Source organism: Actinomycetospora chiangmaiensis DSM 45062 (assembly GCF_000379625.1).
Classification (GTDB): Bacteria; Actinomycetota; Actinomycetes; order Mycobacteriales; family Pseudonocardiaceae; genus Actinomycetospora; species Actinomycetospora chiangmaiensis.
On sequence record NZ_KB903229.1, the window covers coordinates 138,412 to 155,009 of the forward strand.

Sequence of the window (16,598 nt, forward strand, 5' to 3'; positions counted from 1 at the left end):
TAGTGCTCACCTGCGCGGCGCGCACCTCTAGTTGCTGATCGCCGGCGACGCGTGCAGGTACGCGGTGCTGGTGACTTGGTCGACCAGGAAGCGGGCGACGTCGGCGCGCGCCATCTCCACGCCGATCGGGTCGACGCCGAGGAAGCCCGACCGGATCGGGTTGCCGCCCGGCACGTCGATCGGCGCGAACATGCGGGCGACGGTCCAGTCGAGGTCGGACGTGGTGACGACCTCGTGGATGCCCTGCACCTCGGCGAGCGCGCCGGGGATGAGGATGCCGATCCCGATCGGCACGAGCCGGTCGAGCAGGCGCGGCCGGTCCCGCGGGTCGGGCACGCTCACGGTGACCAGCGAGACCAGTCGCCGCACGTCCGCGGCCTGCATCGCCTTGACGACGTTCCGGGTGCCGTCGGTCAGCGGCGTGTCGGACAGGAACGGGTCGATCGGCGGGCCGTAGGCGGTGATCACCGCGTCGGCGCCGTCGACGGCCCGGGCCACGGCGTCGGTGTCCGAGAGCTGGGCCTCGATCACCTCCACCGCGTACTGCAGTTCCCCGAGCTTCCCGGGGGAGCGGACGAGGGCGGTGACCTCGTGCCCGTCGGCGAGGAGGTGGCTGACGACGAACCGGCCGACGCCGCCGGTCGCCCCGAACACGGTGACCTTCATGGGGAGGGATGGCTCACGGAGGTCGTGTCCAACCGTTCCGTGTCGGGCAGCACACCGGGCGTCGGCAGCTCGCGGCGCCGCCAGTCGTCCGGGACCGCCGCCTCGAGGGCGTCGTCGACGGTGACCACGCCGAGGACCCGCCCGTCGCCGTCGACCACGGGCAGCGTCAGCAGGTCGTAGTCGCTCATGAGCACCGCGACCTCGACGACGTCCGCGTCCGCGCGTACCCGCACCGGGTCGGCCTCCGCGACGTCGGCCATCCGCGCCGCCGGGTCCGCCTGGATGAGGCGCACGAGCGGGACGCTGCCGCACAGCCGGTCGTGGGCGTCGAGGGCGAGCACGGTCGTGAGCACCCCCGGCTGCACCGCCGACGTCCGAACCCGGTCGAGGGCCTCCGCGACCGACGTCGACCCCGGCACGGCGAGGTGGTCGGGGATCATCAGGCCGCCCGCCGACGTCGGGTTGTACCCCAGGAGGGCGACGACCTTCGCGCGTCGCGGGGCCGGCAGGAGGTCGAGCACCCGCCGTCGGCGCTCCTGGGACAGGTCCATCAGGGCGTCCGTGGCGTCGTCGGCGTTCATCCGCGCGAGGACCGAGGCCACGTCGTCGTCGGTGCGGTCGCGGAACAGCCGGGACTGGTCGTCCTCCTCGAGCTCCTCGAAGACGTCGGCCTCGAGCTCCGGGTCCGCGTGGACGCGGTCGAGCAGCTCGGCCTGCTCGGACCGGGACGCCTCCTCGAGGAGGTCGGCGAGCTGGGGTGCCTTGAGGTCGCGGAGCCGGTCGAGCGGGGTCCGGGCGAGGACCGAGGGCGCGTGCCCGATGAGGGCCTCGAACGCGACCCAGTCGCGGCAGCGGGCGCCGTCGTCGTCGGTGACCGGGACGGGACCGGGGAGCAGCCTTCCCAACGCACGCCGCCACCAGGCGCGGGGGCGGACGTCGACCCCGACGAGGGTGGCGGCCGCCGGCGTGACGGCGAGCTCCAGATCCCAGGCGGTGACGAGCGCCGCGGCGGGGATGTCGATGAGGCGGTGCCCGAGGATGTCCTGGCGCAGCAGCACCTCGCCGTCGCGGCGGGCGAAGGGCCGCAGGTCGAGCCGATCCCCGCGCAGGGCGAGATCGGTGGCGCTCCAGTCGACGACCTCCTCGGCGGGCAGGAACAGCCGGTGGCCGCCGACGTCGGCGACGAGCCCGGTCACGGCCGGGTGGTCGTGTCCGCTGAGCCGGACGATCACGTCGGCGACGCGACCGAGGTGCTGGTCGTGGGTGCCCCGAACCGGGCGCCCGAGGAGGTCGTGCAGGGATCGGTTCCGGACCGGCTGGGACATGGTGCTTCCTTCCGGGGTCGGTGCGGGGCTCATGACGCGAGGGCGAGCTGGACGATGCGGACGACGACCATCCCGACGGCGACGACGAGGTAGCCGCGGAGCACGGTCAGCCCGAGCCGGCGCCCGCGGGAGAGTTCCGGGCGGGTGAGCAGGGCGAGCGGAGGCATGCGCCAGGTGGTCCGGTCGGCCGTCACCACCTCGGGCCGCGCCGCGCCCGACCGGCGACGGACCGCGAGGACGAGGGCCACCAGCCCGACGAGCACCGCGAGGCCCCCGCCCGCCCCGAGGATCATCAGGATGGCGCCCGCGGTGATGTCGGGGAACACGACGGCCGCGGTCAGGACGATCGAGAGCAGCACCAGCACCGCGATGACGACGACGGTGAACAGGTTCCGCACCCGGCCGTTGACCCACGGCCCGAGGACCTCGCGGTCGTTGCAGAGCAGGAGCAGGAAGACGCTCGCGGAGGGCAGCAGGACGCCGGCGAGGGTCTGCACGCCCTCGGTGAGCAGGCCGAGCGGGCTGCCCGGGATCACCACGACGACGGCGGCGAGCACGAGGATGCCCGCGAACACCGCGTAGAAGCCCTTGGCCTCGCGGACCCCGCGGTGCAGCGAGTGCTTCAGCCCGAGGACGTCGCCGATCGCGTAGGCGGTGGCCAGCGAGACCGCGGCGGCCCCGATGATGGAGGCGTCGATGAGGGCGAGCGCGAACATCACGCCCGCGGCCGGGCCGACGTAGCGCCCGAGGCCGTCGGCCACCCCGCCCGCGTCGGTGAAGGCGCCGAACTCCGGCTGTCCGGCGAAGGCCGTCGTCGTGAAGGCCATCATCGCCCCGGCGCCGATCACCACGATGACGATGCCGATCCACAGGTCGGCCTTCTCGTAGCCCATGAAACGGGGCGTGATCCGCTTGTCGATCACGTAGGACTGCTGGAAGAACAGCTGCCACGGCGCCACGGTGGTCCCGACGATGCCGATGATCAGCAGCATCACGGTCGACAGCTCGCCACCGGGCAGGCCGGGCACCACGAAGTCGCGGGCGAGCTGCCCGATCGGCGGGTGCGCCATGACGAGGATCGGGATCAGCAGCACGTTCCCGACGACGAGCACCAGGCAGACCCGCTCGAAGCGGCGGAAGCTGCCGGTGGAGGCCGCCGCGACGACGACGACGGCGGCGACGAGCACCCCGGGCACGGTCGGGAGCCCGAGGTAGGACAGCCCGAGGCTGATGCCGATGAACTCGGTGACGATCGTCAGGCCGTTGAGCAGGAACAGGTCGATGACGCTGAACGCGCCCCAGAACCGGCCGAAGCGCTCCAGGATGAGCCGGGCGTGCCCGACGCCGGTGACGGCGCCGAGGCGCAGCACCATCTCCTGGTTGAGGTAGAGCACGGGGACGAGCAGGAGCAGCGTCCAGAGCAGGCTCGTGCCGTAGTTCTGCCCGGCCTGGGTGTAGGTGCCGAAGGCGCCCGCGTCGTTGTCGCCGACCATGACGATGAGGCCGGGGCCGACGATGGCGACGAGGGTCCTGAGGCGGGCGGGCAGGGTGGCCCGCGCGCCGGTGTCGTCGAGGCGGACGGTGCCGAGCGCACCGTGGATGTCGCCGAGGTGGGCGTCGTCGAGGACGGCGCTCTCGGAGCGGCCGCGGTCGGTCGGGGTGGGCGTGGCCATGGGTCAACTCGCTCTCATGGTCATACAATCGTTTGAACGTAGGTCGGGGAGACGGGCGCGGATGCGGGTGGACTAGAGCCAGCGGCCCCGGCGTCGCAGGTGTAGGGCCTTGAGCGCCTGGGCGAGCACGGCGTAACCGAGCACCACGGCGGCGATCCAGAGCAGGTAGACCGGCGGCGGGCCCTGGAGGGACAGCGCGCCGGCCAGGGGACTGAAGGTGAGGACGAGGCCCGCCGCCGCGACGGCGCCGGCGGCGAGGACCACCGGGCGCCGGGGGAGGCGGCGCCACGGTCGCCCGCGGGTGCGCAGCACCAGCACGATCGCGAGCTGGGTGAGCAGTCCCTCGACGAACCAGCCGGCCCGGAAGACCTCGGGCGTGCCGCCGGCGTCGAGGCCCCACCAGAGCACGCCGAAGGTGGCGAGGTCGAACAGCGAGCTCAGCGGCCCGAACACCAGCATGAAGCGGACCAGCTCGGAGGTGTCCCAGCGGCGGGGTCGCGCGGTGTACTCGGGGTCGACCCGGTCCCACGGCAGGGCGAGCTGGGCGGCGTCGTAGAGCAGGTTCTGCACCACGAGCTGCAGCGGGAGCAGGGGGAGGAACGGCAGCAGGACGGCGGCGGCGACGAGCGTCAGCACGTTGCCGAAGTTCGAGCTCGCCGTGATCGTGACGTACTTCAGCGTGTTGCCGAGCGTGCGGCGGCCCTCGACCACCCCGGCGGCGAGCACGGCGAGGTCCGGGTCGGTCAGGACGAGGTCGGCGGCCCGCTTGGCCGCCGGGGTCGCGGAGTCGGGTGCGATGCCGACGTCGGCGATCCGCAGGGCGGGGGCGTCGTTGACCCCGTCGCCGACGAAGCCGACGACCCGGCCGCGGGCCCGCAACGCGCTGACGACCCGGACCTTGTGGGCCGGGGTGACGCGGGCGAACACCCGCGCCCGCTCCAGCACGCGTGCGAGCCGGGCGTCGTCGAGCGCGTCGAGCTCCTCGCCGACGACGACGTCGGTGGCGGGGATGCCCGCCTGGTTCGCCACCCGTGCCGCGACGTGGCGGTTGTCCCCGGTGAGCAGGAGGACCTCGACCCCGTGCGCGGCGAGCCCCCGGACCGTGGCCGGGGCGCTCTCGCGCACCGGGTCGACGAACCCGACGAAGCCGACGAGGATCAGGTCCTGCTCGTCGGCCTCGGAGACCTCGCCCAGCCGGGGGAGCCGCCGCGCGGCCACCGCGAGCAGGCGCAGCCCCTGGTCGGCGTGGGCGCGCGCGAGGTCGTCCGCGGCGAGCCGGCTCCCGCGGTCGAGCTCGAGCGCGTCACCCGCGAGGCGGACGTGCGAGCAGCGCGGGAGCACCTCGTCCGGGTCGCCCTTGGTGATCATCAGGCGCTCGCCGTCGTGGCGGCGCACGACCACCGACGACCGGCGCCGCACCTGGTCGAACCCGATCTCGTCCACCGGGCTGTAGAGCGTCTCGTCGAGGGTGTCCGTCGGGTCGGCCAGCTGCTCGAGCACGGCCTCGTCGAGCCGGCCCGCCGGCGCGATCTGACACCGGACGGCGAGGACGGCGTACGCCGCCGCCTCGTCGTCGGGACGGCCACGGGGGTCGATGCTGTGCGTCGCGACGAGCCGCTCCTCGGTGAGCGTCCCGGTCTTGTCCACGCACACGACGTCGGCCGCGCCGAGGTCCTGCACCGCGTTCAGCCGGGTCACGATCACGTGGGCGCGCGCGAGCCGGCGGGCGCCCCGCGCGAGGGTGGTCGTCACGACGACCGGGAGCATCTCCGGCGTCAGGCCCACCGCCACCGCCGTGGCGAACAGCAGGGCCTGCTCCCAGTCCCCGGTCACCGTGCCGTTGACGGCGAGCACGATCGGGACCAGCACGAGCATGAAGCGCACGAGCGTGCGGCTGACGTCGCGGACCCCGCGGTCGAACGACGACTCGGGGCGCTCCCGCGCGGCCCGGCGCGCCAGGGCCCCGGAGTAGGTGGCCGCGCCCACGGCGACGACGACGGCCGTCGCGGTCCCGGCGACCACCTCGGAGCCGGCCAGGCAGAGCACGGCGGAGTCCTCGGGCCCGCCCTCGGGCGTCCCGGTCGCCGCCTTCGCCACCGGCAGGCTCTCCCCGGTGAGCACGGCCTGGTCGACGAACAGGTCGGCGCTGGTGAGGAGCCGCAGGTCTGCGGGGACGACGTCCCCGGGGGCGAGCAGGACCACGTCGCCGGGCACGACGTCCGCGAGCGGGACCTCCCGGGCGAACGGGTCGGCGTCGGCGTCGGCCCGGCGGCGGACGGTCACGGTGGTCACCACACGGGACCCGACCGCGCGCACCGCCCGGTCGGAGCGGACCTGCTGCCACCGGCGCAGGGCCACCGAGGCCAGGACCGTCGCGGTCACCGTGACGGCGCCACGGACGTCCCCGACGAGGACGAACACGACGGCGAGCCCGGAGAGCAGGGCCACGAACGGGCTGCGGACCGCGCTCCACGTCGCCCCGAGGGCGGACGGGCGCGGGTCGAGGTCGACGGCGTTCTCGCCGTGGGTGTCCTGCCGCCGGGCGGCCTCGGCCTCGGTGAGGCCGTGCGGTCCGGTGTCGAGGGTGCGCAGCACCTCGAACGCCGACGCGGTCGCGGCGTGGGTGAGGGCGGCGGTGTCGGGCAGCGTGCCGGTGGGCATGGTCGGTCCCTGTCGCTGGTCGAGCGGATCGGGGGCGTGCCACCACGCGGGACGACCGGGCACCTGGCGGCCCCGTCAGGGCCGGGCGGTCCGGTCGCCCGCGCGGCGGCCCGGACTTCCGGTGGGATCCGTGGCGTCGGACAGATCGGTCATGCGGGCTCACCTCCTCGGGTCGGGACCGGACACGTCGCCGGACGACGACGGCGATCAGTAGACCCCCGCGTCCCTCGAACAGTCAAACGATCGTGCAAGTATGATGACTCACGTCGTCTCCAGGAGGTGCGCATGGCCCCACCGGGACCGGGCGAGCGGCCGGACCCGGCCGTCGTCCAGGACGCGGCCGGGACCTTCGGGCTCCTCGCCGCCACCGTGCGGGTGGAGCTCGTGTGGCTGCTCGCGCACGGCGAGCGCGACGTGGGCACGCTGGCGGAGCTCACCGGACAGTCGGTCGCCACCGTCAGCCACCACCTCGGCAAGCTGCGCCTCGCGGGCCTCGTGAGCGCGCGACGCGAGGGCAAGTACCAGGTCTACGCGGTCGACGACCCGCACGTGGTCGAGCTGGTGCGCGGCGCCGTCGCCCACCACGAGGACCTGCGGCGGACCCCGCCCGTCCGCCGGCGTCGCCGTGGTGCTTGACGCCCCCGGCCGGCCGGCCGGACAGGGGTCGTCGCGGCCCCACCTCCCGCGTCCTCCGGTCGGCCCCGCTCCCCGCACCCCGACGGCCCCGCCGCGCGGCCCGCGTCGTGTCCGCCTCGGCCGCGTCGTGGCCACGCTCTGCTCGGTGCTCGTGCTCGTGACCGCCGGCGTCGGCTACGTCGCCGACCGGTCGCTCACCGGCACCGCGTTCGCGTCCGGGAGCTCGTCCACGCGCTCGGCCGACGGCTCGACGAACATCCTGCTCATCGGGCTCGACACCCGGCGGGACCAGAACGGCGGCCCGCTGCCCAAGGCCGTGCTCGACGCGCTGCACGCGGGCGACGGCAACGAGGGCGGCTACAACACCAACACGATGATCCTGCTCCACGTGCCGAACGGCGGCGGCCGGGTCACCGCGTTCTCCGTCCCGCGCGACGACCTGGTCCCGATCCCCGGCTACCGCCCGGACAAGATCAAGCAGGCCTACGGCGTCACCAAGGCCGCCGTCGAGGACCGGATGACCGCGCAGGGTGTCACCGATCCGGCCACCCTCGAGCAGGCCGGCCGGGCGGCGGGTCGGCAGGCGACCGTCGGGGTGGTGCAGAGCCTGACCGGGCTCCCCGTCGACCACGTGGCCGAGGTGACGCTCGCGGGCTTCTACGACATCGCCACCGCCCTCGGTGGGGTCACCGTCTGCCTGAACCACGCCGTTCAGGACTCCTACTCCGGCGCCGACTTCCCGGCCGGGGTCCAGCAGCTCGACGGGTCCCAGGCCCTGGCCTTCGTCCGGCAGCGGCACGGCCTGACCAACGGCGACCTCGACCGCACCCACCGCCAGCAGGCGTTCCTGTCCTCCGCGATGCACCAGGTCACCGCGGCGGGCACGTGGACCGACCCGACGAAGCTCGCGGCGCTGCTCGACGTCGCCCACCGCGACATCGTGCTCGACCAGGACTTCGACGTGCTCTCCTTCGCCGCGTCCGCCTCGAACCTCACCAACGGCGACGCCGCCTTCTTCACGCTGCCCATCGAGGGCTTCGTGCAGGCCAACGACGAGGACGACAACGAGGTCGACCCGGCCCACGTGCAGGCGTTCATCCGCCAGCAGATCGCCGCCGCGGCCGCGCCGCCGCCCGCCCCGGCCCCGCCGACCGACCCGGCGACCGCCAGGGGGACGACGGTGGAGGTCCAGAACGCGTCGGGCACCGCGGGCGAGGCGGCCGCGGCCGAGACGATGCTCGTGGGACACGGCTTCAGCCCCGGTGCCACGTCGACCGTCGACGACCGCGCCGCATCGACCGTCGCCGCCGCACCGGGCTCGGAGGCGGCCGCCGCCCTCGCCGCCTCGCTGCTCGGGGGCGGGGTCGCGGTCGCGACCGACCCCGCGCTGCCCGCCGGTCACCTGCGCATCGTGCTGGGCACCGGCTACCACCCGCCCGCGCCCCCCTCGGCCGCCGGTCCGTCCGGCGGTCCCGTCCAGGCCGGAGGAGTCCCGTGTGTCGACTGACCGTCCCCCCACGTCCGGCGCCCGGCGCCGCCGTCGCCCTGCTGATCGGTGGCGTCCTCGCGCTCGCCCACCCCTCGTCCCCGATGACCGACGTGGTGGCGACAGCGGCCGTCCTCGCGCTGCTCGCCGCGGTCGGTCACGGGCTCGCGCTCACCCGCCGCCTCGCACGGCAGATCGCCGACGCCCCCGTGGGAGGCCCGCGATGACCGTGCGGGACCGCCCGCCGGGAGCGACCGACCGGCGCGGCCCGAGCCGGCCCGACCCGTCGTCGGGACCCCCCGCGCCGCCGACCGGCCGGAGCACCGAGCTCGCGCTGCTCGTGCTCGCGGCCGCGATCACCACCGCGTCGCTGGTGTCGGTGGAGCTCGACCAGCAGCACGAGCTCAGCCCGGCGCTGGGCTACCTCGGGCTCGCGTACCTGGCGCTGTTCGCGGGCGCGCACCTCGCGGTGCGGCGGTGGGCGGCGTACGCCGACCCGCTGATCCTGCCCTGCGTCGCGCTGCTGACGGGGATCGGCCTCGTCATGATCCACCGCCTCGACCTCGGGGCGGTGGCCGACGCGTTCGTCGCGGGCGACCCGGCCCCGTCGGCCGACGCGCCCCGCCAGCTCGCCTGGGCGGCGGGCGCGGTGATCCTTCTCGTCGTCGTGCTGTGGCGGGTCCCCGACCACCGGGTGCTCGCCCGCTACGGCTACCTGTTCGGCCTGGTCGGGCTCGTCCTGCTCGTGCTGCCCGGGCTGCTGCCCGCGAGCATCTCGGAGGTCAACGGGGCGAAGCTGTGGATCCGGGTCGGGCCGTTCTCGCTGCAGCCCGGCGAGTTCGCGCGGATCGCGATCATCGTGTTCGCCGCCGCGTTCCTGGTCGAGAAGCGGGCACTGTTCGCGACGGCGGGCCGCCGCGTCGGGCGGATGGAGCTGCCCCGCCCGCGCGACCTCGCGCCGCTGCTGATCGCCTGGCTCGCCGCCGTCGGGGTCCTCGCGCTGGAGAAGGAGCTCGGGGCGTCGCTGCTGTTCTTCGGGATCGTGCTCGCGATGATCTACATCGCGACGGAGCGGATCTCGTGGGTGCTCATCGGGCTGGGGTTCTTCGTCGGCTCGAGCGTGCTGGCCGACCACCTCTTCGCCCACGTGGGCGTGCGCGTGGCGGTGTGGGCCGACCCCACCGCCGACTTCGCGAACACCGGCTACCAGCTCTCCGAGGGCCTCTTCGGGCTGGCCTACGGCGGCATGCTGGGCACCGGACTCGGAGCGGGACACCCGACGTTGGTCCCGCTGGCGAACACCGACTTCATCGTCGCCGCCCTCGGGGAGGAGCTCGGTCTCGCGGGCCTGTCCGCCCTGCTCTGCGTGTTCCTCGTCCTCATCGGACGGGGCCTGCGCACCGCGACCGCCGCGCGCGACCCCTTCTCCACGCTCGTCGCCGCCGGGCTCTCGTTCTCCCTGGCGCTGCAGGTGTTCATCGTGGTCGGCGGAGTCACCGATCTCATCCCCGAGACCGGCCTGACCGCCCCGTTCCTGTCCTACGGCGGGTCCTCGCTGCTCGCGGAGTACATCGCGGTCGCGGTGCTGCTCCGCATCTCCCACCAGGCGCGCAAGCCCCTCGAGCGGCCGGCCGCGCCCTCGGTCCCGCTGGCGCACGCGGCCACCGTCATGAGCCCGCGCCCCGACCTACCCGAGTCCCACCGGACGGAGTCGAGATGACCTACTGGGAAGGGGCCGGCGTGTTCGCCGGCATCCCCCTGCTCGTGCTGTTCCTCATCGCCCTCCCGATCTTCGGGCCGGTGTGGCTCGCGCGGTGGCGCGGGCGCAAGGGCGACGACTCAACCCCGTAGCGCGGGCAGGACCTCCTTCGCGTAGGCCGAGAAGAAGCCCTCGACGTCGGGCCCGATCTGCTGGACGTAGACCTCGTCGTAGCCGGCGTCGGCGTAGGAGCGCAGCTGGGAGACGTGCTCGTCGACGTCCGGTCCGCAGGAGAACAGCCCCGGGACGGCGTCGCGCTGCAGGAGCTGCGCGGCGTCCTCGAAGTCGGTCGGCCGCGGCAGGGTCTGCGCGAGCTGGCCGGGGAAGCCGTCGTTGGGCCACATCCGGTACGCGTGGTCGATCATCGCCTCGCGGTCGTCGCCCCAGCAGACCTTCGTGCCGCCCTGCGTCGGGCCCTGGCCGCCGGCGGAACGGTAGGTCTCCAGCAGCGACGCGTCGGGTGCGACCCCGCAGTACCCGTCCCCGACGCGTGCGGCGAGCTCGGTGGCCTGCTCCCCGAAGCCGGAGACGTAGATCGGCACGGGGTGCTCGGGCAGCGTGTAGATCCGGGCGTCGGTGACGCGGTAGTGCTTGCCGCGGTGGTTGACCACGCCGCCCTCGTGCATGCGGCGGATGATCCCGATCGCCTCCTCGAGCATCTCGAAGCGCTCGCCGATCGGCGGCCACGGGTCGCCGAGGACGTGGTCGTTCAACGCCTCCCCGGTGCCGACGCCGAAGACGAACCGGCCCCCGAGCAGCACGGACGCGGTGGCGGTGGCCTGCGCCAGGATCGCGGGGTGGATGCGGATGATCGGGCTGGTCACCGCCGTCGACACCGGCAGGGACGTCACCTGGGACAGCGCCCCCAGAACACCCCACACGAAGGCGCTCTGGCCCTGGGCGTCGTTCCACGGATGGAAGTGGTCGGAGATCCACAGCCGCTCGAACCCGGCGTCCTCGGCCCGGCGGGCCTGGTCGAGGAGTTCGCGCGGTGAGTACTGCTCGCTGGACAGGAAGTAGCCGTAGGAGGTCATCGCCCCGGCTACCCGGGCGGGCCCGGAACGACGTGTGTTCCCGGCCCGGCCGCGAGCTGATCCACACTGGGCGCGTGCTGCTCGACGCCACCGCCCAGGCCCTCACCCACCGCCTCGCCGTCGAGCAGTCCCGCGGCCGGGCCCCGTCGATGGCGGGCGCGGTGCTGCGGGGCGACGAGATCGTGTGGCGCGGGGCCCGCGGTGAGGTCGACGGCAGCGCGCCGACCGACGACACGCAGTACCGCATCGGGTCGATCACCAAGACCTTCGTCGCCGTGGTCGTCCTGCGGCTGCGGGAGGAGGGCCGGCTCGGGCTCGACGACCGGCTCGGCGACCACCTGTCCGACACGCCCGTCGCCGACGCGACGATCGCCCAGCTGCTCGCCCACTCCTCCGGGCTGCCGGCCGAGACCGGCGCGCCCTGGTGGGAGCGATCCGACGGCGGCGTGCGGCCCGACCTCGCGAGCCTCGTCGCCGAGCCCCCGCTGCGCGCCCCCGGGCGTCGCCACCATTACTCGAACGTCGGGTTCGGCCTGCTCGGGGCGCTCGTGGGACACCTGCGGGGCCATGACTGGTTCACCGCGGTCACCCGCGAGATCCTCGAGCCGCTCGGGATGGGGCGGACGACCTACCGCCCGACCGCGCCGCACGCGTCCGGCTGGGCCGTGCACCCGTGGGCGGACCTCCTGCACCCCGAGCCCGCCCACGACGCCGGGCTGATGGCGCCCGCCGGTCAGATGTGGTCGACGACGACGGACCTCGCCCGCTACGGCGCCTTCCTCCTGCACGGCGACGACCGGATCCTGCCGGCGCGCGTCGTCGAGGAGATGCGCCGGCCGTCGGCGCCGTCCGAGGCGGGGGACGCCGACCGGTCGCAGGGCCTCGGCCTGCAGCTGCTGCGCCACGCCGGCCACGCCCTCGCGGGGCACACGGGGTCGATGCCCGGCTTCGTCGCGACGCTGTGGGTCGACCCCGCGGAGGACCTCGCGGCGGTCGCGTTCGCCAACGCCACGTCGGGCCCGGCGATCGGCGCCCTCGTCGCCGAGCTGATCGGCACCGTGGCCGAGCGCGAGCCCCGCCTGCCGACGCCGTGGCGACCCGCCGTCGTGAATGAGGAGGTCCTGGCGCTGCTCGGGCCCTGGTACTGGGGCGCCGCGCCGATCGCGCTGCGGCTGCGCGGGACCGACGAGCTCACCGTCGGCGGCCTCGGCGGCGGGGCACGGACCTCCCGGTTCTCGCCCGGGCCGGACGGGACGTGGGTCGGCCTCGACGGCTACTACGCGGGGGAGACGCTGCGCGCGGTCCGCCGCGCCGACGGCACCGTCAGCCACCTCGACCTCGGGAGCTTCGTCCTCACCCGCGAGCCCTACGCCCCCGGCGAGGTGATCCCCGGCGGCGTTCCCGACGACGGGTGGCGGTGAGTCCCGGCCCGACCTAGCCGGTCACGGCGGACGCCAGGCTGAACCCCGCGAGCACGATCATCACGAGCGCGGCGATCCGGGTGAGCCACGTCAGCGACAAGATCTTCTGGACCTTCCGCCCGCCCAGGATCGCGAGGCCGCCGACGGCCCACAGCGCGAGGGTCGCGCCGACCCCGACCGCGATCGGGTCCTGGTAGTGCGCGGCCAGGTTGGCGGTGACGATCTGGGTGAGGTCGCCGAACTCGGCCACGAGGATGACGCCGAAGCTCGTGGCGGCGACTCGCCACCCCGGGAGCGTCGAGGAGACGGGCAGCTCCTCCTCCTCGCCGGACTCCCCGCCGCGCGCACCGCGCAGCAGGAGCAGCGCCCCGACGACGAACATCGCCGCGACGACGCCCTCGACGATCCGCTGGGGCAGCAGCGCGATGAGGCTGCCGGCCGCGATCGCGAGACAGACGTGCACCAGGAAGGCGCCGGCGACCCCGGCGAACACCTGGCGCGGGTCGTACCGGCTGCCGAGCATCAGGCTCGCGAGGGCGGTCTTGTCCGGCAGCTCGGCCGGGAAGATGATCGCGAACACGATGCCGGTGACGGCGAGGCTCACTGCTGGACCTCTCGGGACGTCACGCGACCGGACCGACCTCGGTGCGGCCGCGTGGAGCGGCTGGGGCACCGAAGGTCTCGCCCACCCCGGGATCGGGGCCACCGGGCCGGGCGGAGAACCGCCAGCATGTCGACGCCGGTGCGGGGGGCTACTCCCCTTCGCTTGACGTCCACCCTACCCCGGCGTGCCCGCGTCCGCGATCACGGGCGTCAACATCTGCACCTCGGAGGAGAATGATGTGACCCGGGACATAGCCGATTACCGTCGCCGCCATCCCGCCCACCACCGGGCGGGCAGGACGGAGAGCCCACCCATGGCCGACACCACGGACTCCGACGGCGACCAGGTCTTCCGCCTCACCTACCGGAGCCGGCTGCGGGTGCCGCAGCCGGACCGCAAGGCCGAGCTCGGCGCGATCTTCAGCACCGCCCGCTCGAAGAACTCCCGTGCGGGCATCACCGGCGCCCTGCTCGTGTGGGAGGACCACATCGTCCAGTCGCTCGAGGGCGACGAGGAGGCGGTCCGCGCGCTGTACGACGTGATCGAGCGGGACCCCCGGCACGACCGCGTCGAGATGCTCGGCACCGAGACGGCGGCCCGGGTCTTCGGCCGGTGGTCCATGGCCCGGGTGACCGAGGACGACGAGCCCGACATCCCCCTGCTGATGAACCGGGACAAGGGCGGCATCAGCCCGGCGGCGCCCCGGGCCACGACGCTCGAGCAGGACGCGGCGCTCGACGCCATGCGCGAGCAGATCCGCGGCTGACCACTACCGTCGGCCGGGTGGCGGAACTCCTGATCGCCCGGAACCCCGACCCGGACTCGAAGCTCCCGTTCCTGCTCCGGGTCCCCACGGCGGGCGGGCTCGTCTTCCGGACGTCGGGTACGTGGCCGCGGACGAAGGCGCTCTACTGCCACCCGGTCGGGCTCGACGAGTGGCCGGACGAGCCCGAGATCGTCGAGCGTGTGTCGCTGGTGTCGTGTTCCCGGACCGGAGCGGCCATCGACGTCATCGCCGATCGCCGCACCGAACGGCGGTCGCAGATCGTGCACACGCGGGCTCGCGGCCGCGAGATGGTGTTCTGGCAGTCGCCCAACACCCGCAAACAGGCGCGCCCGCAGGTCCGCACGCCGACCGCGCGAGCGGCCGGGACCGAGGCGGAGCTGGACATCCTCGTCGACTCCCACGAGCGCTACGCCTACCGCTTCTCCGGGCAGCAGGTGCGGACGACGAGACGGACGCTGAGCTGCGGGGACTACGGCGTCGAGGTGGAGGGGAGGCTCGTCGCCGCCGTCGAGCGCAAGTCGTTGTCCGATCTCGTCTCGAGTCTGACGAACTCGACGCTGCGCCACGCGGTGGCGGAGCTCGCCACCCTGCCGCGGGCCGCCGTCGTCGTGGAGGAGCGGTACTCCCGGGTCTTCGCCCTGGAGTACGTGCGGCCCGCGGTCGTCGCGGACGGCCTCGCCGAACTCGCCGTGCGCTATCCGGGTGTGCCGGTCGTCTTCACCGAGACCCGCGGCCTCGCCGAGGAGTGGATCTACCGTTTCCTCGCCGCTGCGTGGGCCTGGGCCCAGGACGAGGCGGTCATCGGTGCCCGCATCCCAGGCGCGGAGTCGGAACTCGGGGACGCCGGGACGGCGCCCGAGCCCACGACCGCCCAGGTCCGGTCGTGGGCCCGCTCGGCCGGGATCGACGTCCCTGACCGCGGCCGGTTGCGCCCGGAGGTGTGGGCGGCCTACCGGACCGCGCACTAGAAGCGGTCCGGGTCCGCCCGCTCCCAGTCGTCGACCCACCCCATCGGCGGCTCGGCGAGCAGCTGCCCGGGGCGCAGCCACTCGTAGAGCTCGGCGTAGGAGCGGGTGTCGGTCGGGGTGATCCGGCGTCGCAGCATCCGCGGGTGCAGCTCGCCCGGGCACGAGGCGCCCAGCGACGCCGTCATCCGGGTGGCCTCCATGACCGTGGCGCGCTGGTAGCGGTGCACCCGGTGGAGCTTGTCCTCGACGACGAGGGCCCGCGCCCGCTTCGGGTCCTGGGTCGCGACGCCGACGGGGCACTGGTTGGTGTGGCAGCGCTGGCTCTGGATGCAGCCGGTCGCCATCATCATCGCCCGCGCCGAGTTGGTGTAGTCGGCACCCTGAATGAGCCGCTTGACGATGTCGGTCCCGGTCGCGACCTTGCCCGACGCGCCGATCCGCACCCGGTCCCGCAGGCCCGCGCCGACCAGGGCGTTGTGCACCAGGATCAGACCCTCGGTGAGCGGGGTGCCCATGTGGTCCTCGTACTCCAGCGGTGCTGCGCCGGTCCCGCCCTCGGAGCCGTCGACGACGATGAAGTCGGGCGTCGTGCCCTCGTCGACCATGGCCTTCACGACGGCGAGCACGTCGACCCGGGTGCCGACGCACAGCTTGAACCCCGTGGGCTTGCCGCCCGCCAGCTCCCGCATCCGCGCGATGAAGCGCACCAGCTCGCGCGGGGTGGAGAACGCGGTGTGGCGCGACGGGCTGGTGACGGTCTCCCCGACCGGGACGGCGCGCGCCTCGGCGATCTCCGGGGTCACCTTCGGGCCCGGGAGCACCCCGCCGATGCCGGGCTTCGCGCCCTGGCTCAGCTTGAGCGACACGCACTTCACGGCGTGGTGGGAGGCCTTGTCGGCGAACTGGGCGGCGTCGAACCCGCCGTCGGGGAGGCGTGCGCCGAAGTAACCGCTGCCGAGCTCCCAGATCAGGTCCCCGCCGCGCTCGAGGTGGTACTTGGAGAGGCCGCCCTCGCCGGTGTCGTGGGCGAAGCCGCCGAGCGCCGCGCCGGCGTTGAGCGCCCGGATCGCGTTGGCCGACAGCGATCCGAAGCTCATGGCGGAGACGTTGAGCATGGCCATGTCGTAGGGCTTCGTGCAGTCCGGCCCGCCGACGCGGACGTAGTGCGGCTGGGCCGGCTCGTCGGCGGGCGCCGCGGAGTGCACGAGGTACTCGTAGCCGACGGCGTTGACGTCGAGCTCGGTGCCGAAGGCCTTCTCGCCGGCGATGCCCTTGGCGCGCTCGTAGACGATCGTGCGGGTGTCGCGGTCGAAGGGACGACCGTCGACGTTGCGCTCGATGAAGTACTGCTGCAGCTCGGGGCGGATCTTCTCGAGCAGGAACCGCAGGTGCCCGATCACCGGGTAGTTCCGCAGGATCGAGTGCCGGGTCTGGAACACGTCGACGATCCCGACGACCAGCAGCACCCCGATCAGTCCGAGCAGCACCCACCACGCCGCCGAGCCGACGGCCGCCGCGAGGACCGTGAGCGCCCCGAGCACCACGAGGAACCCGAGGATGAAGAAGGCCAGCACGAGA

At 74.1% G+C, this 16,598-nt stretch carries 15 protein-coding genes; 8 read left to right on the forward strand and 7 right to left on the reverse strand.

Going from position 1 to position 16,598, the window contains the following annotated elements; all coding sequences use genetic code 11:
- Nucleotides 1-27 precede the first annotated feature (27 nt).
- From A3CO_RS0114060 to mgtA, 4 genes are all read right to left on the reverse strand, one after another.
- On the reverse strand, nucleotides 28-666 hold the full coding sequence (locus tag A3CO_RS0114060) for an NAD(P)-dependent oxidoreductase (protein WP_018332885.1): 639 nt from the start codon (nucleotides 664-666) through the stop codon (nucleotides 28-30).
- The gene (locus A3CO_RS0114065; protein ID WP_018332886.1) at nucleotides 663-1,991 is read right to left on the reverse strand and encodes a magnesium transporter MgtE N-terminal domain-containing protein; all 1,329 of its coding nucleotides are present in this window, start codon (nucleotides 1,989-1,991) and stop codon (nucleotides 663-665) included. Before A3CO_RS0114065 ends, A3CO_RS0114060 begins: the two co-directional genes overlap by 4 nt.
- A 29-nt stretch (nucleotides 1,992-2,020) precedes the next feature.
- Nucleotides 2,021-3,664, reverse strand: coding sequence for an Nramp family divalent metal transporter (locus A3CO_RS0114070; RefSeq protein ID WP_018332887.1), 1,644 nt, complete (start codon nucleotides 3,662-3,664; stop codon nucleotides 2,021-2,023).
- 72 nt (nucleotides 3,665-3,736) lie between these two features.
- On the reverse strand, nucleotides 3,737-6,325 hold the full coding sequence (gene mgtA / locus A3CO_RS0114075) for a magnesium-translocating P-type ATPase (RefSeq protein WP_018332888.1): 2,589 nt from the start codon (nucleotides 6,323-6,325) through the stop codon (nucleotides 3,737-3,739).
- 285 nt (nucleotides 6,326-6,610) lie between these two features.
- Between mgtA and A3CO_RS32170 the strand changes: the two genes are divergently transcribed.
- From A3CO_RS32170 to A3CO_RS40020, 5 genes are all read left to right on the forward strand, one after another.
- The gene (locus A3CO_RS32170; protein ID WP_018332889.1) at nucleotides 6,611-6,961 is read left to right on the forward strand and encodes an ArsR/SmtB family transcription factor; all 351 of its coding nucleotides are present in this window, start codon (nucleotides 6,611-6,613) and stop codon (nucleotides 6,959-6,961) included.
- A 145-nt stretch (nucleotides 6,962-7,106) separates the two neighbouring features.
- Nucleotides 7,107-8,468, forward strand: a complete 1,362-nt coding sequence (locus A3CO_RS32175) for an LCP family protein (RefSeq protein ID WP_157647556.1) — start codon at nucleotides 7,107-7,109, stop codon at nucleotides 8,466-8,468.
- Nucleotides 8,456-8,674: a hypothetical protein gene (locus A3CO_RS35860; RefSeq protein ID WP_018332891.1), complete on the forward strand. Its 219-nt coding sequence runs from the start codon at nucleotides 8,456-8,458 to the stop codon at nucleotides 8,672-8,674. The genes A3CO_RS32175 and A3CO_RS35860 overlap by 13 nt, the downstream gene beginning before the upstream one ends.
- Nucleotides 8,671-10,167, forward strand: coding sequence for an FtsW/RodA/SpoVE family cell cycle protein (locus tag A3CO_RS0114095; RefSeq protein ID WP_018332892.1), 1,497 nt, complete (start codon nucleotides 8,671-8,673; stop codon nucleotides 10,165-10,167). The genes A3CO_RS35860 and A3CO_RS0114095 overlap by 4 nt, the downstream gene beginning before the upstream one ends.
- The gene (locus A3CO_RS40020; protein ID WP_018332893.1) at nucleotides 10,164-10,298 is read left to right on the forward strand and encodes a hypothetical protein; all 135 of its coding nucleotides are present in this window, start codon (nucleotides 10,164-10,166) and stop codon (nucleotides 10,296-10,298) included. The genes A3CO_RS0114095 and A3CO_RS40020 overlap by 4 nt, the downstream gene beginning before the upstream one ends.
- On the opposite strand, the gene A3CO_RS0114105 is transcribed toward A3CO_RS40020, so the two are convergent.
- The gene (locus tag A3CO_RS0114105) at nucleotides 10,287-11,240 is read right to left on the reverse strand and encodes a TIGR03557 family F420-dependent LLM class oxidoreductase (protein WP_018332894.1); all 954 of its coding nucleotides are present in this window, start codon (nucleotides 11,238-11,240) and stop codon (nucleotides 10,287-10,289) included. The two genes, A3CO_RS40020 and A3CO_RS0114105, sit on opposite strands and share 12 nt — an antisense overlap.
- Nucleotides 11,241-11,317: 77 nt before the next feature.
- Between A3CO_RS0114105 and A3CO_RS0114110 the strand changes: the two genes are divergently transcribed.
- Nucleotides 11,318-12,661, forward strand: coding sequence for a serine hydrolase domain-containing protein (locus A3CO_RS0114110; RefSeq protein WP_211214484.1), 1,344 nt, complete (start codon nucleotides 11,318-11,320; stop codon nucleotides 12,659-12,661).
- 13 nt (nucleotides 12,662-12,674) lie between these two features.
- On the opposite strand, the gene A3CO_RS0114115 is transcribed toward A3CO_RS0114110, so the two are convergent.
- On the reverse strand, nucleotides 12,675-13,265 hold the full coding sequence (locus tag A3CO_RS0114115; RefSeq protein ID WP_018332896.1) for a TMEM165/GDT1 family protein: 591 nt from the start codon (nucleotides 13,263-13,265) through the stop codon (nucleotides 12,675-12,677).
- Nucleotides 13,266-13,578: 313 nt separating this feature from the next.
- Between A3CO_RS0114115 and A3CO_RS32180 the strand changes: the two genes are divergently transcribed.
- A complete protein-coding gene (locus tag A3CO_RS32180) occupies nucleotides 13,579-14,031 on the forward strand; it encodes a BLUF domain-containing protein (protein ID WP_018332897.1) in 453 nt (150 codons plus the stop codon).
- Between the two features lie 17 nt (nucleotides 14,032-14,048).
- On the forward strand, nucleotides 14,049-15,020 hold the full coding sequence (locus tag A3CO_RS0114125; protein WP_018332898.1) for an ERCC4 domain-containing protein: 972 nt from the start codon (nucleotides 14,049-14,051) through the stop codon (nucleotides 15,018-15,020).
- Here A3CO_RS0114125 and A3CO_RS0114130 read toward each other — a convergent pair.
- Nucleotides 15,017-16,594, reverse strand: coding sequence for an FMN-binding glutamate synthase family protein (locus A3CO_RS0114130; protein ID WP_018332899.1), 1,578 nt, complete (start codon nucleotides 16,592-16,594; stop codon nucleotides 15,017-15,019). The two genes, A3CO_RS0114125 and A3CO_RS0114130, sit on opposite strands and share 4 nt — an antisense overlap.
- Nucleotides 16,595-16,598 lie beyond the last annotated feature (4 nt).

Excerpts from the sequence above, each read along its gene's own strand:
- mgtA (WP_018332888.1), bottom strand. The coding sequence starts at position 6,325 with ATGCCCACCGGCACGCTGCCCGACACCGCCGCCCTCACCCACGCCGCG.
- A3CO_RS0114065 (WP_018332886.1), bottom strand. The coding sequence starts at position 1,991 with ATGTCCCAGCCGGTCCGGAACCGATCCCTGCACGACCTCCTCGGGCGC.
- A3CO_RS0114095 (WP_018332892.1), top strand. The coding sequence starts at position 8,671 with ATGACCGTGCGGGACCGCCCGCCGGGAGCGACCGACCGGCGCGGCCCG.
- A3CO_RS0114105 (WP_018332894.1), bottom strand. The coding sequence starts at position 11,240 with ATGACCTCCTACGGCTACTTCCTGTCCAGCGAGCAGTACTCACCGCGC.
- A3CO_RS32170 (WP_018332889.1), top strand. The coding sequence starts at position 6,611 with ATGGCCCCACCGGGACCGGGCGAGCGGCCGGACCCGGCCGTCGTCCAG.
- A3CO_RS0114060 (WP_018332885.1), bottom strand. The coding sequence starts at position 666 with ATGAAGGTCACCGTGTTCGGGGCGACCGGCGGCGTCGGCCGGTTCGTC.
- A3CO_RS0114070 (WP_018332887.1), bottom strand. The coding sequence starts at position 3,664 with ATGGCCACGCCCACCCCGACCGACCGCGGCCGCTCCGAGAGCGCCGTC.
- A3CO_RS32180 (WP_018332897.1), top strand. The coding sequence starts at position 13,579 with ATGGCCGACACCACGGACTCCGACGGCGACCAGGTCTTCCGCCTCACC.
- A3CO_RS40020 (WP_018332893.1), top strand. The coding sequence starts at position 10,164 with ATGACCTACTGGGAAGGGGCCGGCGTGTTCGCCGGCATCCCCCTGCTC.